The 17,378-nt window shown below is 50.4% G+C and carries 17 protein-coding genes; 16 read left to right on the top strand and 1 reads right to left on the bottom strand.

The genetic code is table 11. From position 1 onward, the window contains the following. Nucleotides 1-14 precede the first annotated feature (14 nt). The 16 genes from DXC57_RS10195 to DXC57_RS10120 all read left to right on the top strand — a co-directional run bounded on the left by DXC57_RS10195 (nucleotide 15) and on the right by DXC57_RS10120 (nucleotide 16,886). Nucleotides 15-1,514: a sugar ABC transporter ATP-binding protein gene (locus tag DXC57_RS10195; RefSeq protein ID WP_118472222.1), complete on the top strand. Its 1,500-nt coding sequence runs from the start codon at nucleotides 15-17 to the stop codon at nucleotides 1,512-1,514. Between the two features lie 10 nt (nucleotides 1,515-1,524). Beyond that, nucleotides 1,525-2,496 carry an ABC transporter permease gene (locus DXC57_RS10190; RefSeq protein WP_107000586.1) on the top strand — a complete coding sequence of 324 codons (972 nt, stop codon included), beginning with the start codon at nucleotides 1,525-1,527 and terminating at the stop codon, nucleotides 2,494-2,496. A 32-nt stretch (nucleotides 2,497-2,528) separates the two neighbouring features. Further along, entirely contained in the window at nucleotides 2,529-3,641 is a 1,113-nt protein-coding gene (locus tag DXC57_RS10185) for a GntR family transcriptional regulator (RefSeq protein ID WP_118652436.1), read from the top strand. A 23-nt stretch (nucleotides 3,642-3,664) separates the two neighbouring features. Next, on the top strand, nucleotides 3,665-5,104 hold the full coding sequence (gene araA / locus DXC57_RS10180; protein WP_118652434.1) for an L-arabinose isomerase: 1,440 nt from the start codon (nucleotides 3,665-3,667) through the stop codon (nucleotides 5,102-5,104). 161 nt (nucleotides 5,105-5,265) lie between these two features. Then, the gene (locus DXC57_RS10175) at nucleotides 5,266-6,873 is read left to right on the top strand and encodes an FGGY-family carbohydrate kinase (RefSeq protein WP_117796231.1); all 1,608 of its coding nucleotides are present in this window, start codon (nucleotides 5,266-5,268) and stop codon (nucleotides 6,871-6,873) included. Between the two features lie 3 nt (nucleotides 6,874-6,876). Then, nucleotides 6,877-7,575, top strand: coding sequence for an L-ribulose-5-phosphate 4-epimerase (locus tag DXC57_RS10170; protein ID WP_107000582.1), 699 nt, complete (start codon nucleotides 6,877-6,879; stop codon nucleotides 7,573-7,575). 147 nt (nucleotides 7,576-7,722) lie between these two features. Beyond that, nucleotides 7,723-8,379, top strand: a complete 657-nt coding sequence (fsa, locus tag DXC57_RS10165; protein ID WP_022358583.1) for a fructose-6-phosphate aldolase — start codon at nucleotides 7,723-7,725, stop codon at nucleotides 8,377-8,379. A gap of 135 nt (nucleotides 8,380-8,514) precedes the next feature. Then, the gene (gene rimP / locus DXC57_RS10160; protein ID WP_022358582.1) at nucleotides 8,515-8,982 is read left to right on the top strand and encodes a ribosome maturation factor RimP; all 468 of its coding nucleotides are present in this window, start codon (nucleotides 8,515-8,517) and stop codon (nucleotides 8,980-8,982) included. Between the two features lie 23 nt (nucleotides 8,983-9,005). Then, on the top strand, nucleotides 9,006-10,196 hold the full coding sequence (nusA, locus tag DXC57_RS10155; RefSeq protein ID WP_118652432.1) for a transcription termination factor NusA: 1,191 nt from the start codon (nucleotides 9,006-9,008) through the stop codon (nucleotides 10,194-10,196). A gap of 105 nt (nucleotides 10,197-10,301) precedes the next feature. Further along, nucleotides 10,302-10,577: a YlxR family protein gene (locus DXC57_RS10150; RefSeq protein ID WP_107000579.1), complete on the top strand. Its 276-nt coding sequence runs from the start codon at nucleotides 10,302-10,304 to the stop codon at nucleotides 10,575-10,577. Next, nucleotides 10,564-10,872, top strand: a complete 309-nt coding sequence (locus DXC57_RS10145; RefSeq protein WP_107000578.1) for a ribosomal L7Ae/L30e/S12e/Gadd45 family protein — start codon at nucleotides 10,564-10,566, stop codon at nucleotides 10,870-10,872. Before DXC57_RS10150 ends, DXC57_RS10145 begins: the two co-directional genes overlap by 14 nt. 73 nt (nucleotides 10,873-10,945) lie before the next feature. After that, entirely contained in the window at nucleotides 10,946-13,525 is a 2,580-nt protein-coding gene (infB, locus tag DXC57_RS10140; protein WP_118652430.1) for a translation initiation factor IF-2, read from the top strand. 16 nt (nucleotides 13,526-13,541) lie between these two features. Next, on the top strand, nucleotides 13,542-13,934 hold the full coding sequence (gene rbfA / locus DXC57_RS10135) for a 30S ribosome-binding factor RbfA (RefSeq protein ID WP_022360140.1): 393 nt from the start codon (nucleotides 13,542-13,544) through the stop codon (nucleotides 13,932-13,934). Next, nucleotides 13,927-14,898, top strand: coding sequence for a bifunctional oligoribonuclease/PAP phosphatase NrnA (locus DXC57_RS10130; protein ID WP_118468284.1), 972 nt, complete (start codon nucleotides 13,927-13,929; stop codon nucleotides 14,896-14,898). The genes rbfA and DXC57_RS10130 overlap by 8 nt, the downstream gene beginning before the upstream one ends. Before the next feature lie 82 nt (nucleotides 14,899-14,980). After that, nucleotides 14,981-15,958: a tRNA pseudouridine(55) synthase TruB gene (gene truB / locus DXC57_RS10125; protein WP_118523887.1), complete on the top strand. Its 978-nt coding sequence runs from the start codon at nucleotides 14,981-14,983 to the stop codon at nucleotides 15,956-15,958. A gap of 1 nt (nucleotide 15,959) precedes the next feature. Then, nucleotides 15,960-16,886, top strand: coding sequence for a bifunctional riboflavin kinase/FAD synthetase (locus DXC57_RS10120; RefSeq protein ID WP_118652428.1), 927 nt, complete (start codon nucleotides 15,960-15,962; stop codon nucleotides 16,884-16,886). Between the two features lie 21 nt (nucleotides 16,887-16,907). Here DXC57_RS10120 and DXC57_RS10115 read toward each other — a convergent pair whose 3' ends face one another. Further along, on the bottom strand, nucleotides 16,908-17,333 hold the full coding sequence (locus tag DXC57_RS10115) for a DUF3842 family protein (RefSeq protein ID WP_118652426.1): 426 nt from the start codon (nucleotides 17,331-17,333) through the stop codon (nucleotides 16,908-16,910). Between the last annotated feature and the right edge of the window lie 45 nt (nucleotides 17,334-17,378).

Below are 17,378 nucleotides of genomic sequence, written 5' to 3'. Positions count from 1 at the left end.
AGGGAGGAAATGCAATGAGCGAGGTAAGATTACAGGTAAAAAATCTTTGCAAGTCCTTCGGTATCACGAAGGCAGTTCAGAATGTGTCTTTCAATGTCAATAAAGGCGAGGTTCACGCGCTGATCGGAGAGAATGGTTCCGGTAAATCGACGCTGACCAACATGCTGACCGGCATCTACAGTATCGGAAGCGGTACCTTCATTCTGGATGGGAAAGAGATTCATCCGAAGAATCAGGTAGAAGCCAACAACGAGGGTGTTTCTATCATCGTACAGGAGTTAGGAACCTTGTCAGGACTTACAGTAGCGGAAAATATATTCCTGGGACACGAAGATCAGTTCGTACATATGGGAATTAAAAATACAAATGCCATGAATAAAAAGGCGACGGAGCTTCTGAAACAGTACGGCTTCGAGCGTATCAAGGCGGCAGACATTATCGACAACTACAATTTCGAGGACCGGAAGCTGGTCGAGATCGTAAAGGCGACCTACTTCAATCCGAAGATTGTTGTCATTGATGAGACGACCACGGCACTTTCCCAGGAAGGTCGTGAAGAACTTTACAAACACATGAACCGCATCCGTGAGAGCGGCAACACGGTCATCTTTATCTCCCATGACCTTCCGGAGATTCTGGAGAAGTCAGATACCATCACGATCCTGCGCGACGGCGTTTACATTGATACCGTCAAGAGCAAGGATGTGACCGAGGACGATCTGAAACGTCTGATGGTAGGCCGTGAGGTAACAGGTGATTATTACCGTGCAGATTACGGTGAGAAAGTATCAGATGAAGTCGTTCTTTCTGTTAAGAACGTGACGGTTCCGGGACTCATCGAGGATGTCAGTTTTGAACTTCACAAGGGCGAGATCCTTGGCTTTGGCGGTCTGTCTGAGTCCGGTATGCATGAGATCGGCAAAGCAATCTTTGGCGCATCCTATGACAGAACCGGTACGGTAGAGCTGGCAGACGGAACGCAGATTAACGATATCCCGAGCGCGATCAAGCACAGCATCGCGTATACATCGAAGGATCGTGATAATGAGTCGGTCGTTTTAAACCAGAGCATTGGCGACAACATCTGCCTGCCGTCCCTGGATTCGCTGGCAAACAAGATTCACCTGTTGAGCGATAAGAAATTAAGAGAATTTTCCAACCAGTTTGCAAAACAGATGTCCGTTAAGATGGTAAACGTAAACCAGTTTGTTTCGGAGCTTTCTGGTGGTAATAAGCAGAAGGTCGTTCTGGCAAGATGGATTGGAAAAGATTCCGATATTGTCGTTCTCGACAGTCCGACCCGTGGTATTGATATTAAGGTTAAACAGGACATTTACCAGTTAATGAACCAGATGAGAAAGAATGGAAAATCGATTATCATGATTTCCGAGGAGCTGATGGAGCTGATTGGTATGTGCGACCGCATCATTATCATGAAGGACGGCAAGATCAGCGGTGAGCTGGAACGTGATGAGGCGATGGATGAGAACAGCCTGATCACGATGATGGTATAAGGAGGATGCAATGGAGAATCAAGTTAAGACAAGTACGGAAAATAAAGAGCAGCAGCTCAAAAAGTTATCAAAAATGACGATGATCCGTTCGCTTCTGCCGATTGCGGGACTGATTATCATCTTTCTTATGTTCAATGCCCTGACGAATTTCCGGATGATGAATAACCTTCCTCTGGTACTTTCCCAGGTGTATGTCACCATGATTTCGGCAACCGGCGTATTCTTTATCATGACGATGGGCGGTCTGGATTTCTCCCAGGGTTCCATTCTTGGTATTGCATCGATTGTTGTCTGCATGGTTTCCAAGACCAGCATTCCACTGGCGATTGTGGCAGGTATCGCGGTTGGTGCAGCGATCGGCGCCATCAACGGTTACTTCTATGTATACCGCAAGATTAAATCCTTCATCGTTACGATTTGTACGATGTTCTTATTCCGTGGATTTATCAAATATCTGACGACCAACGCGCCGGTAGCCGGCTCTGCGATGTTAATCAACTTCGATAGCACTGAATTAAAGCTGGCTTGTACGTTGGTGGTCCTGATTATCGGATTTATTTTATTCCGCTTTACCAAGTTTGGTACCTATTTAAAGGCGATCGGAGCAGGTGAGAAAGCAGCGATGTTCTCCGGCATCCGTACCGACCGCATGAAGTTCCTTATCTACACACTGGCAGGTGCGATCACAGGATTTGCCGCATTTATCAATGTTATCAAGGTTGGTTCGGTTACTTCTTCCGGTGGTAACCAGCTTGAGACCCAGATCCTGATTGCACTGGTACTGGGCGGTATGCCGATTTCCGGTGGTGCGAAGGTACGTTTTGAGAATATCATCGTTGGTTCTCTTCTGTACATCGTCCTGAACAGTGGTCTGACGATGATGGGCTTTACCACACAGATGATGCAGCTCATCCAGGGTGTTGTATTCCTGATATTCGTAGCTGTATTCGCAGACCGTCAGTCCCTGCAGGTTATCAAATAGGACAGACAAAAGCGACATCTGGAGGTTACAGTATGAGGGAGAACAGCAGCCGGAATCAGGATGGACTTAAATATCAGAAGCTCTACAACTGGGGTCGGACGCTGATTATGAGCGGGGTGCTCCGGAATATGGACAAGTTTCCATCCGAGCATATGCTCCAGAATAAATTTGGATACTCCCGCCAGACGGTCCGCAATGCGCTCAACCGCCTGGAGCAGGACGGGCTGATTGCCCGGGTCAAGGGAAGCGGCACCTACGTTTCCTACGCGCCGGAGAAGGATAAGGAAGAACGTCCCCGCATCGGACTGATTCTCAGTTATTTTTCAGATTACCTGTTTCCGCAGGTGTATGAGGGAATCGAGTCCGTCCTGCGGGAGGAAGGTTATGAGATCAGCGTTTCGGTCACGCGCAACCGCTTAAATGATGAGGCCATGTATCTCAAGGGGATGCTGGGGCGCAATGTGTCCGGACTCATCATCGAGGGGACACGTTCCAGTTTCCCGAATCCGAATCTGCGGCTTTACAAGGAGATACGGAGGAGAAATATTCCGACGCTGTTTATTCACAATCATTACCAGAATGAGACGTTTGACAGCGTGGAGATGTCGGATGCGCGCGCGGGCTATGAGCTGACGCGGATTTTGATACAGAACGGACATACCCGGATCGGCGGTATTTTCAAATACGATGACTGGCAGGGGATCGAGCGTTACCGCGGCTTTATCGAGTGTCTGTCGGATTTCGGGATCGATTTCCAGGAGGACTGGATCCGCTGGTATTCGACCCGGGATATGGAAGAAAAATTAAGCAAAAAAGGACTCCAGCGGATGTACCGCCGGACGAAGGACTGTACCGCGATGATCCTCTACAACGACGAGGTGGCGGGCAGCTATATGGATTTTTTAAAGGACCGCGGACTGCGCGTGCCGGAAGATATTTCCCTGGTATCGTTTGATGATGCCGGACCGGTGCAGGAGGGGGATCTCACGATCTTGTCCGTGATTCATCCCAAGTACAATCTTGGGCGGCTGACAGCGCGCAATCTTCTGCGGATGATAGAGGATTCGGATTGGCAGGAAAAGAAGTATTCGTACCGGTTTCCGGTGATGTTTAACAACGGAAATTCGGTTCGGGATATACATTGAAAATGACAAGGAGGCAGATTAAAATGAAAAAGTTATACTTTATTGTGGGTTCCCAGGACTTATACGGAGAGGAATGCCTGAAACAGGTTGCAGAAGACAGCCGTCAGATGGTTGCATTCTTAAACGAAACAGTGGGCGATCTGGCAGAGATCGAACTTCTTCCAACCGTAGAGACTTCTGAAATCTGTATTCAGGATATGCGGAAAGCTTCCAATGATGATGACTGTGTCGGCGTTATCACATGGATGCACACCTTCTCCCCTGCAAAAATGTGGATCAAGGGTCTGCAGGAATTAAGAAAACCGCTGCTTCATTTACATACACAGGCAAATGAGAAGCTTCCGTATGATGAGATCGACATGGATTTCATGAACCTGAATCAGTCCGCACATGGCGACCGTGAGTACGGCTTCATCGTTGCCAGAATGGGTATTCCGCATGAGGTTGTAGCTGGATATTACAAACATGATGATGTGGTAGCAAAGATCCGCCAGTTTGCATCCGTTGCAAAGGCTATCTCCTACTCCAAGTCCTTAAAGGTGGCTTCCTTCGGCAACAATATGCGCGAGGTGGCGGTTACCGACGGCGACCGCGTAGAGAGCCAGATCAAATACGGCTGGGAGTGCAACTATTACGCACTGGGCGATCTGGTTGACATCATCAACCAGGTAACCGAGGAAGAGATCGACGCGAAGATGAAAGAGTATACCGATAAGTATACAATGAAGACCGACCGCATTGATTCTGTCCGCGAGCAGGCTAAATATGAAGTAGGTCTGGAAAAATTTCTCTCCGCGAACGGAATCGGCGCATTCGCTGATACATTCCAGGATCTGCACGGCTTAAAGCAGCTTCCGGGTATCGCAGCACAGAACCTGATGGGCAAAGGCATTGGCTTTGGTCCGGAGGGTGATTACAAGATTTCCGCTCTGTCTGCAGTCCTGATGAAGATGTCCGAGGGCAAAGAGGGCGCAACCGGCTTTATCGAGGATTACACCTACGATCTGACTCCGGGACAGGAGTTAGAGTTAGCTTCCCATATGCTGGAGGTTCCGCCGGCATTTGCAGCAACTAAACCGGAGATTGATGTAATTCCGCTGGGTATCGGCGGCAAGGAGGATCCGGCAAGACTGATCTTCGACGGCGTGACCGGCGATGGTATCCAGGTAACGATGGTAGATATGGGCGATCATTTCCGCATCATCTGTGCAGATATCGAGCTTGTAAAACAGCCGAAACCGATGCCAAAACTTCCGGTAGCGAGAATTATGTACCGTCATAAACCGAACTTCCAGATCGGTACGGCTGCATGGTGCTACGCAGGCGGCGCTCATCACTCCGTTGTATCTACCGCTCTGACGAGAGATGACATCGCTATGTTCGCGCGTCTGACCGGTACCGAGTTAATTACAATCGGCGAAGATACGACAGAGGCTGATTTACAGAAATTCTTTATGAAATAATAGGGCGTTTGAAAGATAAAAATTTTTGAAAAAGACGTAACTGCATAAGTTTTTGCCACAACTGTGAAAATAGAATAGTTATGAATGACGGGGCGTGCCGCAGCCAAGGGGATGAAAATTCCGGCGGCGGTGCGCTTTTTGCTACAATGAGGAGGATGGATATGGGCCGCAGTGCGGAAGAGATCAAGAAAGACATAGAGAGCGGAAATACAGCGCTCGGAATTGAATTTGGTTCGACCCGAATCAAGGCAGTCTTGACGGACGGCACGACCGCGCCGATCGCGCAGGGGAGCTATGAGTGGGAAAACCGTCTGGAAAATGGTATCTGGACCTATTCCCTGGAAGATATCTGGAAAGGCTTAAAGGACTGCTATGCGGATCTGGCTGCCGATGTGAAGAACCAATACGGTTTAACGCTTAAAAGGGTTGGTGCGATGGGCGTCAGCGCCATGATGCACGGCTATATGGCATTTGATGCGGACGGAAAGCTGCTCGTTCCGTTCCGTACCTGGAGAAATACGATGACCGCCGAGGCAGCAAGACGCCTGACGGACCTGTTTAACTACAATATCCCGCAGAGATGGAGTATTGCACACCTGTATCAGGCGGTGATCAACGGCGAGGAGCACGTATCCCACGTGCATTTTCTGACCACCTTAGCCGGATATGTACATTGGAAACTGACTGGCAAGCAGGTACTTGGCGTCGGCGATGCTTCGGGTATGTTCCCGATCGATCCGGCAACCGGACAGTATGATGCTGAAATGCTGGATAAATTCGAAGAAATGATGGTTCCGAAGGGATATCCGTGGAAGCTGCGCGACCTTCTGCCGGAGGTTCTGAGCGCTGGCGATGAGGCGGGAACGCTGACGGAGGAAGGTGCGAAGCTGCTGGATGAGAGCGGCAATCTGGAAGCTGGCATTCCGCTGTGCCCGCCGGAGGGCGATGCAGGAACCGGTATGACTGCAACCAATAGTGTGGCAGTCCGCACCGGTAACGTATCTGCCGGAACTTCCGTGTTTGCGATGGTTGTTCTGGAAAAGACTCTGGAGACGGTTCACCAGGAGATTGACATGGTAACTACGCCGGATGGCCATCTGGTCGGTATGGTTCACTGCAACAACTGTACCTCCGATCTGAATGCCTGGGTAGGTCTGTTTGAAGAGTTCTATGAGCTGATGGGTCAGAAAACAGACCGCAACACCCTGTTTGGAACCCTGTATCGCAAGGCGCTTGAGGGCGATGAAGACTGCGGAGGACTGATGTCCTACTGCTACCTCTCCGGCGAGCCGATCACCGACTTCGAGGAGGGACGCCCGCTGTTTATGCGCCATCCCGACAGCAAGCTGGGGCTGGCAAACTTCATGCGTACCCACTTATACAGTTCCCTGGCAACCCTGAAATATGGTCTGGACATTCTGTTCAAGGAAGAGCACGTGACACTGGATAAACTGATGGGCCACGGCGGATTCTTCAAGACCAAGGGTGTTGGACAGCGTATCATGGCGGCAGCGGCTGATGTGCCGGTATCCGTTATGGAGACAGCCGGTGAGGGCGGTGCCTGGGGTATCGCGGTTCTGGCGGCATACCGCAAGGATAAGAAGCCGGGACAGAGCTTGTCCGATTACTTAAATGAGCAGGTATTTGCAGATGCAAAGGCGGAGACGATGGAGCCGGATGCAAAGGATGTCGAGGGCTTCAATGCGTTTATGACAAGCTATATCAATGGTCTGGCTGCCGAGAGAGGCGCCGTAGAAGGAAGGTTTTAATCGATGCTGGAAGAATTAAAAAAAGAAGTATACGAAGCCAATATGCTGCTTCCGAAATACGGTCTGGTTACCTTTACCTGGGGCAATGTTTCCGGGATTGACCGCGAGAAGGGGCTGTTTGTCATCAAACCGTCTGGCGTGGACTATGACAAACTGACGCCAGATGATATGGTTGTCATGGATCTGGAAGGAAACCGCGTTGAGGGAACGCTGAATCCGTCCTCTGATACAAAAACCCACCTGATTCTTTATAACCGTTTTCCGAAGATCGGCGGCGTGGTTCACACGCACAGCCCGTGGGCGACTTCCTGGGCGCAGGCGGGACGCGACATTCCGTGCTACGGAACGACCCATGCAGATTATATTTATGGTTCCGTTCCATGCGCGAGAAACTTAAATGAGGAAGAATTAAAGAATTATGAGTGGAACACAGGCGTGCTGATTGCAGATTTGTTTGAGGAGAGGAAGCTCGACCCGATGGCGGTGCCATGTGTGCTCTGCAAGAACCATGGACCGTTTACCTGGGGCAAGGATGCGCATGAGGCGGTTCACAACGCGGTTGTACTCGAGGAGGTTGCCAAGATGGCGGCGCGCTGCGAGATGATCAATCCGGATGTGAAGGAAGCGCCGCAGTGCCTGCAGGATAAACATTATCTGCGGAAGCATGGCCCGGGGGCGTATTACGGACAGGGGAATTTGTAGTTACTGGGCACGTATGCGTGAACAGTAACAATTTGTAAAATATAGATTCAAGTATGGAAATAGATGGGACAAGTATGGTATACTTATGTATAGCAGATATAGGAGATACTGGCTATCTATCTTATAAAAATTAGGAGGATATGGGAAATGAAATTTTTTATTGATACCGCGAATGTTGATGAGATCCGTGAAGCGAATGATATGGGTATTATCTGTGGCGTTACCACAAACCCGTCTCTGATTGCAAAAGAAGGCCGTGATTTTAATGAGGTTATCAAAGAGATCACCAGCATTGTAGACGGACCGATTTCCGGTGAGGTTAAGGCTACGACTGTGAAGGCAGAGGATATGATCGCCGAGGGTCGTGAGATCGCTAAGATTCATCCGAACATGGTTGTTAAAATCCCGATGACTACCGAGGGCTTAAAGGCTGTGAAAGCTCTGTCCGCTGAGGGCATCAAGACCAATGTAACCCTGATCTTTACTGCCAACCAGGCACTTCTGGCTGCAAGAGCAGGCGCTACATACGTTTCTCCGTTCTTAGGCCGTCTGGATGACATCTCCACCAACGGTACAGACCTGATTTACGATATCGTAGAGATCTTTGACAATTACCCGGAGATTTCCACCGAGATTATCTGTGCTTCCACCAGACATCCGATGCACATCATCGAGTGCGCGAAGGCTGGCGCTGACATCGCAACTGTTCCGTTCAAGGTTCTGATGCAGATGGTAAAACACCCGCTGACCGATGCTGGTATCGAGAAATTCAAAGCAGATTATGAGGCTGTATTCGGTAAATAAAGAGAAACAATAGGAAATACCTCTTGAACTTCCGAAAAAAGCATGTTATACTAAGCACGATAACATAATAGACTGACTGGAAAGAGTGGACAAAAAAGTCCACTCTTTCTAATTTCATAGAAAGGTGGTGGGGGTGTGGCAAAGGGAGAGCAGTACGAAGCACGGGTAGAGGCGTGGATCACGCCGGTTCTGGAGCAGCATCAGTTTGAGCTGGTTGATGTGGAGTATGTCCGCGAGGTCGGTGTCTGGTATCTGCGGTGCTACATTGACAAAGAGGGCGGTATTACCGTTGATGACTGCGAGGTAATCAGCCGTCTGCTTGGTGAATGGCTGGATAAGGAAGATTTCATCGAGGACAGCTATATACTGGAGGTGAGTTCTCCGGGACTGGGACGTCCTCTGAAGAAAGAGAAAGATTTTGCAAGAAGCATCGGCAAAGATGTGGAGATCCGCCTGTATAAAGCGATCGACAAACAGAAGGAATTTACAGGAACGCTTACGTCCTATGACGCGGATTCCGTGACACTCACGATGGAGGACGGCAGCGAGCGTACATTTGAAAAATCAGGGATTGCTTTGATTCGTTTAGCCTTTGATTTTTAGACGGTAGGAGGAGATAAAATAAAATGAATAAAGAGTTGATTGAGGCAATAAATCTGCTGGAAAAAGAAAACAATATCAGCAAAGATGTTCTTTTAGAAGCGATTGAAAATTCTCTGCTGACAGCATACAAAAACAATTATGGCCGGGCAGATAATGTCAAGGTAAACATCAACCGTGAAACAGGAGATTTTTCCATCGTGGCAGAGCGTGAGGTTGTGGAGACCGTAGAGGATCCGATGACCCAGGTAAGCCTGGCAGAGGCAAAGCTCTTAAACAGCAAGTATGAGCTGGGCGATGTCGTTCAGTTCTCTGTCAATTCCAAGGAGTTTGGACGTATCGCCGTTCAGAACGCGAAGAATGTTATCTTACAGAAACTTCGTGAGGCAGAGCGCAACGCCCTGTATGAGGAGTGGCACTGCAGAGAGAAAGATATCGTAACGGGTATCGTACAGCGCTATGTAGGACGCAACATCAGCATCAACTTAGGCAAGATCGACACGATCCTGAACGAGAGTGAGCAGGTAAAGGGCGAGGTATTCAAACCGACCGAGCGTATCAAACTGTATGTCATCGAAGTAAAAGAGACACAGCGCGACCCGCGTATCACCGTATCCAGAAGCCATCCAGATCTGGTAAAACGCCTTTTTGAGTCTGAGGTTGCCGAGGTCCGAGACGGTACCGTAGAGATCAAGGCGATCGCACGTGAGGCAGGTTCCCGTACGAAGATGGCAGTCAGCTCCAACGACCCGAACGTCGATCCGGTCGGTGCATGTGTCGGCTTAAACGGCGCGCGTGTCAGCGCGGTTGTCAATGAGCTACGCGGTGAGAAGATCGATATCATCAACTGGGATGACAACCCTGCATTCCTGATTGAGAACGCGTTAAGCCCGGCAAAGGTTATCCTGGTTGCAGCAGATGAGGAAGCACGCGAGGCACAGGTGATCGTTCCGGATTACCAGCTTTCCCTGGCAATCGGTAAAGAGGGTCAGAATGCACGCCTGGCAGCCCGCCTGACCGGCTTCAAGATCGATATCAAGAGCGAGACACAGGCAAGAGAGTCCGGTCTTTTAGATGAGCTTGAGAGCGGTTATGAGGAAGGCTTCGAGGGCTACACCGATGACCCGCTGATCAGCGTGGCAGAGGAAGACGCAGCCGAGGCAGCAGAAAATGAGGCGGCTGAGGGCACAGAAGAGTCGGCAGCGGAGCAGGAATAATCCTGACAGATAATGTGCGGGGATGCTGATTTCGGGCGGAACGAGCAGATTTGGCAGAAAGAAAGCAGCAGAACCGGGATTTGACAGAAATGGAAGTGATAGACAGTGGGAGCAAAGAAAGTGCCGCTCAGACAGTGCATCGGATGCGGAGAAATGAAGAGCAAAAAAGAAATGATCCGCGTTTTAAAGACAGCCGACGATACGATCGAGATTGACGCGACAGGCCGTAGGAATGGACGCGGCGCCTACCTCTGTCCTTCGATGGACTGCTGGAAAAAGGCGGTAAAGAGCAAAGGACTGGAGCGGTCGCTCAAGATGGCGATTCCGAAGGAAGTCTATGAGACGCTGGAAAAGGAGATGGAGCAGTTTGGAGAATCGTAAAAAGGTGCTGAATCTTCTGGGACTGGCGACGCGCGCCGGTAAGACGGCAAGCGGCGAGTTCATGACCGAGAAAGCGATCAAGAGTGGAAAAGCGTATCTGGTGATCGTGTCAGAAGAAGCGTCGGATAATACAAAAAAGATGTTTGAAAATTCATGTGCATACTACAAGGTTCCCGTGTACCAGTTCGGCATGAAGGAAGAGCTGGGACACGCGATGGGAAAAGAGATGAGAGCGTCTCTGGCCGTTTTGGATTCCGGTTTTGCAAAGGCGTTAAGAGAGAAGTTAGATGATTAACGCTTTTCTGGGCGGGCTCTTTTAGGAGCTTATGCAGAACGGGAAGGCAGTGCCGGAACGGAGGTAGCAAAACATGAGAGTTAATGAGTTGTCAAAACAGATTGGCAAATCAAATAAAGAAGTTTTAGAGATACTGCAGAAAAATCATTTTGACGTAAAAAGCCATTCTTCCAAGGTGACGGAGGAACAGGCAGAAGCAGTCAGATGTTTCCTTGCAGGAGCAAAGAGACAGACGACAGCGTCAAAGACAGATACAGGAAAGGCGGAAACAAATCGAGTGGAAGATATAAAGAAAGAGCCGTTAGAGGCAGAGAAGAAAGAGGCGGAGAAGACAACTGAGCCGCCGAAAAAGCGGATTGCAGCGGTTTATCGTCCGCAGAACAGCGTACAGAGAGGAAGCCGTCCGGCAGGCAAGGCCAATACAGGAAACGCAGCCAAGACCGGCGCACCGGCAAGCCGTCCGGCAGCAGCAAGTGCAGAGCAGACCGCAGAGCCGGCTAAGAGCGCAGCTCCAGCGGAGAACCGTGATGGACAGAGAAGCGGCTATCAGGGAAACCGCGACGGACAGAGAAGCGGCGGCTATCAGGGAAACCGTGACGGACAGAGAAGCGGCGGCTATCAGGGAAACCGTGACGGACAGAGAAGCGGCGGCTATCAGGGCGGCCGTGATGGTCAGAGAGGCGGACGCGATGGACGCGGCGGTTTAAATATTCCGAAGCCATCCTTCGACAGCCCGGTTGTACAGAAACCGCAGAACAACAAGCAGAATAAGAATAATTACAAGAACGATAAATATAGCAAGATCGACCATGAGGAAGAGATGCACTCCAAGGGAAGAGGCGGAAAGAACGTAAAGAGCGCTGTTCAGCCGCCGCAGAAGAAGGAGGCAAAGGTTGAGGAGATCAAGACAATCACGATCCCGGAGGTAATCACCATCAAGGATCTCGCAGACAAGATGAAACTTCAGCCGTCTGTGATTGTAAAGAAGCTCTTTTTACAGGGCAAGGTTGTCACCATCAATCAGGAAGTAGATTACGAGCAGGCAGAAGAGATCGCGATGGAGTTTGACGTACTCTGTGAGAAAGAGGTCAAGGTTGACGTCATCGAGGAACTTCTGAAAGAGGAAGAAGAGGATGAGAAGGACATGGTAACCCGTCCGCCGGTTGTATGCGTTATGGGCCATGTCGATCATGGTAAAACCTCCCTTCTGGATGCAATCCGCCAGACCAATGTAACTGCAAAAGAGGCAGGCGGTATCACCCAGCACATCGGTGCGTACATGGTAGAGATCAACGGACAGAAGATCACATTCCTCGATACGCCGGGACATGAGGCATTTACCGCAATGCGTATGCGTGGTGCAAAATCCACTGATATTGCAATCCTCGTTGTTGCAGCAGACGACGGTGTTATGCCGCAGACCATCGAGGCGATCAACCATGCGAAGGCAGCAGGTGTTGAGATCATTGTAGCGATCAACAAGATCGATAAGCCGAGTGCCAATATTGAGAAGGTAAAACAGGAGCTTATCGAGTACGAACTGGTTCCGGAGGACTGGGGCGGCAGCACCATCTTCGTTCCGGTATCTGCACATACCAAGGAAGGTATCAAGGAACTGCTTGAGATGATCCTTCTGACCGCAGAGGTCAAAGAGTTAAAGGCAAACCCGAACCGTAATGCGAGAGGTCTTGTCATCGAGGCGGAGCTGGATAAGGGTAAAGGTCCGGTTGCAACCGTCCTGGTACAGAAGGGTACCCTGCATGTCGGTGATCCGATCGCGGCAGGTGCCTGCTACGGCCGTGTCCGTGCGATGATGGACGATAAGGGACGCCGCGTCAAAGAGGCTGGTCCGTCCACTCCGGTCGAGATTCTGGGTCTTAATGACGTGCCGAACGCCGGCGAGGTATTTGTACAGCCGGAGAACGAGAAAGAGGCAAGAAGCTTTGCAGAAACCTTTATCTCTGAGAGCAAGAATAAGTTAATTGAAGATACAAAGATGAAGCTTTCCCTGGACGATCTGTTCTCCCAGATCAAGGCAGGAAATGTAAAGGAACTTCCACTGATCGTCAAGGCAGATGTACAGGGTTCTGTCGAGGCAGTAAAACAGAGCCTGATGAAGCTGTCCAACGAGGAAGTTGTAGTCAAGGTCATCCACGGCGGTGTTGGTGCGATCAACGAGTCCGACGTCAGTCTGGCAGCCGCATCCAACGCGATCATTATTGGTTTCAATGTGCGCCCGGACGCAACCGCGAAGTCCATCGCAGAGCGTGAGAAAGTAGACGTTCGTCTCTACCGCGTCATCTATCAGGCAATCGAGGATGTCGAGGCAGCGATGAAGGGTATGCTTGACCCGATCTACGAGGAGCAGGTAATCGGTCACGCCGTTGTACGTCAGACCTTCAAGGCTTCCGGCGTTGGTACTATCGCTGGTTCCTACGTCCTGGATGGTAAATTCCAGAGAGGCTGCAAGGCACGTATTACCCGTGACGGCGAGCAGATCTTCGATGGTCCGCTGGCATCCTTAAAGCGTTTCAAGGACGACGTGAAGGAAGTTGCTTCCGGATACGAGTGTGGTCTTGTATTTGAGAAGTTCAACGATCTGCAGGAAGACGATATGATCGAAGCATATGCGATGGTAGAGGTTCCGCGCTAGAAAGGCAGAGGGATTCATGCGTAAAAATAGCATTAAAAATACAAGAATTAACAGTGAAGTACAGAGAGAGCTGAGTTCCATCATCAGCCGTGAGCTGAAAGATCCGCGGATTCATCCGATGACAACGGTTGTCTCCGTGGAGGTAACTCCGGATCTCAAGTACTGCAAGGCGTATATCAGCGTGTTAGGCAACGAGGAAGCGGCGAAGGATACGATCCAGGGACTGAAAAGTGCTGTCGGATTTGTCCGCACCCAGCTTGCAAAACGCATTAATTTACGGAATACGCCGGAAATTACATTTATTCTCGATCAGTCGATTGAGTACGGTGTACACATGACCCGCCTGATCGATGAAGTAACTGAAAACCTCAGAGACTCAGAATCGGGAGATGAGGAAGAAAATGAGTAAAAATATCTTAGAGGCGTCACTGGAAGGGGCGGAGCACATCGTACTGCTTGGTCACATCCATCCGGACGGGGACTGTATCGGAACGACTCTGGGACTGCTTAACTATCTGCGGGAGAATTATCCGCAGATAGAGGCAGAACTGTTTCTCGACCATCCGGCTGCTAAATTTTCTTATATGAATGATTTTGAGAAAATTCATACCGAGATTGTGCCGGAAAAACAGTTTGATCTGTGCATTACGCTGGATGCCAGCGACAAAGAGCGTCTGGGTGCCTACGCGGTCTATTTTGACAGCGCCGCCAAGACACTCTGTATCGATCATCACAGAACCAATACAGGATTTGCAGAACAAAATTACATCATTCCGGACGCAAGCTCCTGCAGCGAAGTGTTATACACGCTTCTTGATGAGGCAAAGATCAGCAGGGAGGCGGCAGAGTGTCTCTATACCGGAATTGTGCATGACACAGGTGTATTTAAGTACAATTCAACGACCCGGAAAACGATGGAAATCGCGGGCGCGCTGATGGAAAAAGGCGTGAACGCGGCGAAGATCATCGACGACAGCTTTTACCGCAAGACCTACGCACAGAACCAGATTCTCGGAAAAGCGCTGCTTAGCAGTACACGGATTCTGGATGGAAGATGTATTTTCAGTGTGGTTTCCCAGAAAGAAATGGAGTTTTACGGTGTCGATACGAACGATCTGGATGGCATTATCGATCAGCTCCGGATTACCGAAGGAGTGGAATGTGCCATTTTCATCTATGAAAAGGCGTTCAACGAGTACAAGGTCAGCCTTCGTTCCAACGACTATGTCGATGTGAGCAAGGTGGCGGCGTATTTCGGCGGTGGCGGACACATCCACGCGGCGGGCTGCACGATGCAGGGACATCCGAGGGATGTGATCAACAACCTGACGGGACATATTGAGAAACAGATGGATGCCCGTAGGGAGGAATAGGAGGTTCTGTTGCTGATTGCGCTGCCTGCTTTCAGGTGCACAGCGCATGGACGGTAATAGTTCTGATTTTTTAGGAGATTTTATGTTTCACGGTGTGATAAACATTTATAAAGAACCGGGGTTTACGTCCCACGATGTGGTGGCGAAGCTCCGGGGCATTTTGAGACAGAAAAAGATCGGTCATACGGGTACGCTCGATCCGGCAGCGGAGGGCGTACTCCCTGTATGTCTGGGGAAGGGAACGAAGCTGTGCGACCTTTTGACGGATAAGAGGAAGACGTATCAGGCAGTTCTTTTGCTGGGAACCGAAACCGATACGCAGGATATGACAGGAACGATTCTTTCGGAGAAACCGACGGAACAGCTGACAGAACCGGCAGTCCGCGGGGCGGCGGAGAGCTTTGTTGGTCCATATATGCAGGTACCGCCGATGTATTCGGCGCTCAAGGTCAACGGAAAGAAGCTCTACGAGTTGGCGAGAGCCGGAAAAGAGGTAGAGCGGGCAGCGCGTCCGGTGGAAATCTATGATCTTCAGATAGATGCGGTGGAACTGCCGCGTGTGACGATGACCGTGACCTGTTCCAAGGGAACCTACATCCGTACCCTGTGCCATGACATCGGTGAAAAGCTGGGATGCGGCGGCTGTATGGAAAAACTGATCCGCACCCGCGTCGATCGATTTACGATCGGGGACAGCCTGCGCCTGTCCGAGGTGGAAGCGCTGGCGAAAGCCGGTCAGATCGAGGATAGGATCGTGCCGGTGGATGGAATGTTTGAGGACTGCCCGGCGTATGTATCGGAGAGCGAAGTTCTGGATAAGCTTCTGCAGAATGGAAATCCATTCCCGAAGGGGCTGGGACCGAGAGACGGCTGCTTAGTGCAGATCGGAAGCAGTTTGGCTGAACACCAGGTTTCTGCGGATGGAAACTCAGAGATGGTACTTCCGGATTCTGGAATAATCCGCGTCTATGACAGCGCAAACCAGTTTATCGGTCTCTATGCCTATCAGCCGGAGAAGAAACAATGGAAACCACGTAAGATCTTTCTGGGAGGAGAGTAAGATGCAGTATTTTGCCGGAACCAGAGAATTTCAGATAAAAGAGCCGACTGCGGTCACGATCGGTAAGTTTGACGGTCTTCACAGAGGGCATCAGAAGCTGCTGCGGGAAGTGATGCGGTATCGGGAAAAAGGATATAAACCAGCGGTGTTTACCTTTGAGACGGCACCGGGAACCTTGATCCGGGGAAAGCTGCAGACGATGATCACGACCAACGAGGAGCGCGAGGAGAACCTGCGCGAGGCGGGGGTGGAGTATCTGGTGGAATATCCGTTCAACCAGGAAGTCGCACATATGGACCCGGAACAGTTTGTTGCCGAGATTCTGGTCGGCAAGATGGGCGCAAAGGCGATCGTGTCCGGTCCGGACTGCCATTTTGGCTACCAGCGGAAGGGCGATGCTGAACTGCTTTGGAAACTGGCACCGAAATATGGATATGAGGTGTCGATCGTTGAAAAGGCGATGGACGGCGATCGCGAGATCAGCAGCACCTATATCCGGGAAGAGCTGGCGAAGGGAAATATCCGCAAGGCGAATGAACTGTTGGGATACGAGTACCGGATCAGCGGACAGGTAGTACACGGGGAGCATTTAGGTTCCACCCTAGGTTTTCCGACGGCGAATATCCTGCCAGGAATCCAGAAACATCTTCCGGCGTTCGGGGTATATCTCTCCCGGACGGTGATTGAAGGTGCTTCTTATGGAAGTATCACGAATATTGGAAAAAAACCGACGATTGCCGGAGAACGACCAGCGGGGGCGGAGACATATATCTATGATCTGGATGAAAACCTGTATGGGAAAAAGATAGAGGTTCATTTTTTGGATTTTATGCGGCCGGAGATGAAATTTTCCGGGGTGGATGAGTTGAAGATGCAGGTTTTGAAGGATAAAGAGACCGGGAGAAAAATGCACGGAGCGGAACGATGAGAGTTCAGCTTCGTGCATTTTTTAAATATGATTCAGGTAGGCAGCTGCTTCCTCTGCCGCCAAATGGATATATTCATTCATTGGTAAATTCTGTGTTCCTACTAAAATATGGCGGCAATAGGAGCCTCCACTGACAGGAATCAGGATTTTCTGGGCGCGGCTTTGTCCGATGGCGGCTGCCATGGCGGGGGTGATTTCTCCTAAGAGGGAGTCTGCAATGACGATGCCGATTGGTCCGATGATTAGGTCGGCATCGCGGCAGGCGACGAGAACGGGGTTTTCTCCGGTGGCGCCCATGGCAGCTCCGGCTTTCATCATCGCGGCAGTGGCAGTGGTGTTGGCACCGAGCGCGAGAAGCGGCTGTCCGGGACAGAGTTTATGGATTTCTTCTACGAGGGCGCGCCCCATGCGTCCGCCCTGACCGTCGATGATGACAACTTTTTTCATAATGGATAACCCCTTTCCTTTTCGTAGGATTTTCGTAGGACAAGA

Source organism: Clostridium sp. TF06-15AC (genome assembly GCF_003481165.1).
GTDB classification, from domain to species: Bacteria; Bacillota; Clostridia; order Lachnospirales; family Lachnospiraceae; genus Otoolea; species Otoolea fessa.
This window is presented reverse-complemented; position numbering and strand designations above follow the sequence as displayed.

Bases quoted from the DNA above. Each gene is read 5' to 3' on its own strand.
- DXC57_RS10195 (WP_118472222.1), top strand. From the start codon at position 15: ATGAGCGAGGTAAGATTACAGGTAAAAAATCTTTGCAAGTCCTTCGGT.
- DXC57_RS10190 (WP_107000586.1), top strand. From the start codon at position 1,525: ATGGAGAATCAAGTTAAGACAAGTACGGAAAATAAAGAGCAGCAGCTC.
- DXC57_RS10185 (WP_118652436.1), top strand. From the start codon at position 2,529: ATGAGGGAGAACAGCAGCCGGAATCAGGATGGACTTAAATATCAGAAG.
- araA (WP_118652434.1), top strand. From the start codon at position 3,665: ATGAAAAAGTTATACTTTATTGTGGGTTCCCAGGACTTATACGGAGAG.
- DXC57_RS10175 (WP_117796231.1), top strand. From the start codon at position 5,266: ATGGGCCGCAGTGCGGAAGAGATCAAGAAAGACATAGAGAGCGGAAAT.
- DXC57_RS10170 (WP_107000582.1), top strand. From the start codon at position 6,877: ATGCTGGAAGAATTAAAAAAAGAAGTATACGAAGCCAATATGCTGCTT.
- fsa (WP_022358583.1), top strand. From the start codon at position 7,723: ATGAAATTTTTTATTGATACCGCGAATGTTGATGAGATCCGTGAAGCG.
- nusA (WP_118652432.1), top strand. From the start codon at position 9,006: ATGAATAAAGAGTTGATTGAGGCAATAAATCTGCTGGAAAAAGAAAAC.
- infB (WP_118652430.1), top strand. From the start codon at position 10,946: ATGAGAGTTAATGAGTTGTCAAAACAGATTGGCAAATCAAATAAAGAA.
- rbfA (WP_022360140.1), top strand. From the start codon at position 13,542: ATGCGTAAAAATAGCATTAAAAATACAAGAATTAACAGTGAAGTACAG.
- DXC57_RS10130 (WP_118468284.1), top strand. From the start codon at position 13,927: ATGAGTAAAAATATCTTAGAGGCGTCACTGGAAGGGGCGGAGCACATC.
- truB (WP_118523887.1), top strand. From the start codon at position 14,981: ATGTTTCACGGTGTGATAAACATTTATAAAGAACCGGGGTTTACGTCC.
- DXC57_RS10120 (WP_118652428.1), top strand. From the start codon at position 15,960: ATGCAGTATTTTGCCGGAACCAGAGAATTTCAGATAAAAGAGCCGACT.
- DXC57_RS10115 (WP_118652426.1), bottom strand. From the start codon at position 17,333: ATGAAAAAAGTTGTCATCATCGACGGTCAGGGCGGACGCATGGGGCGC.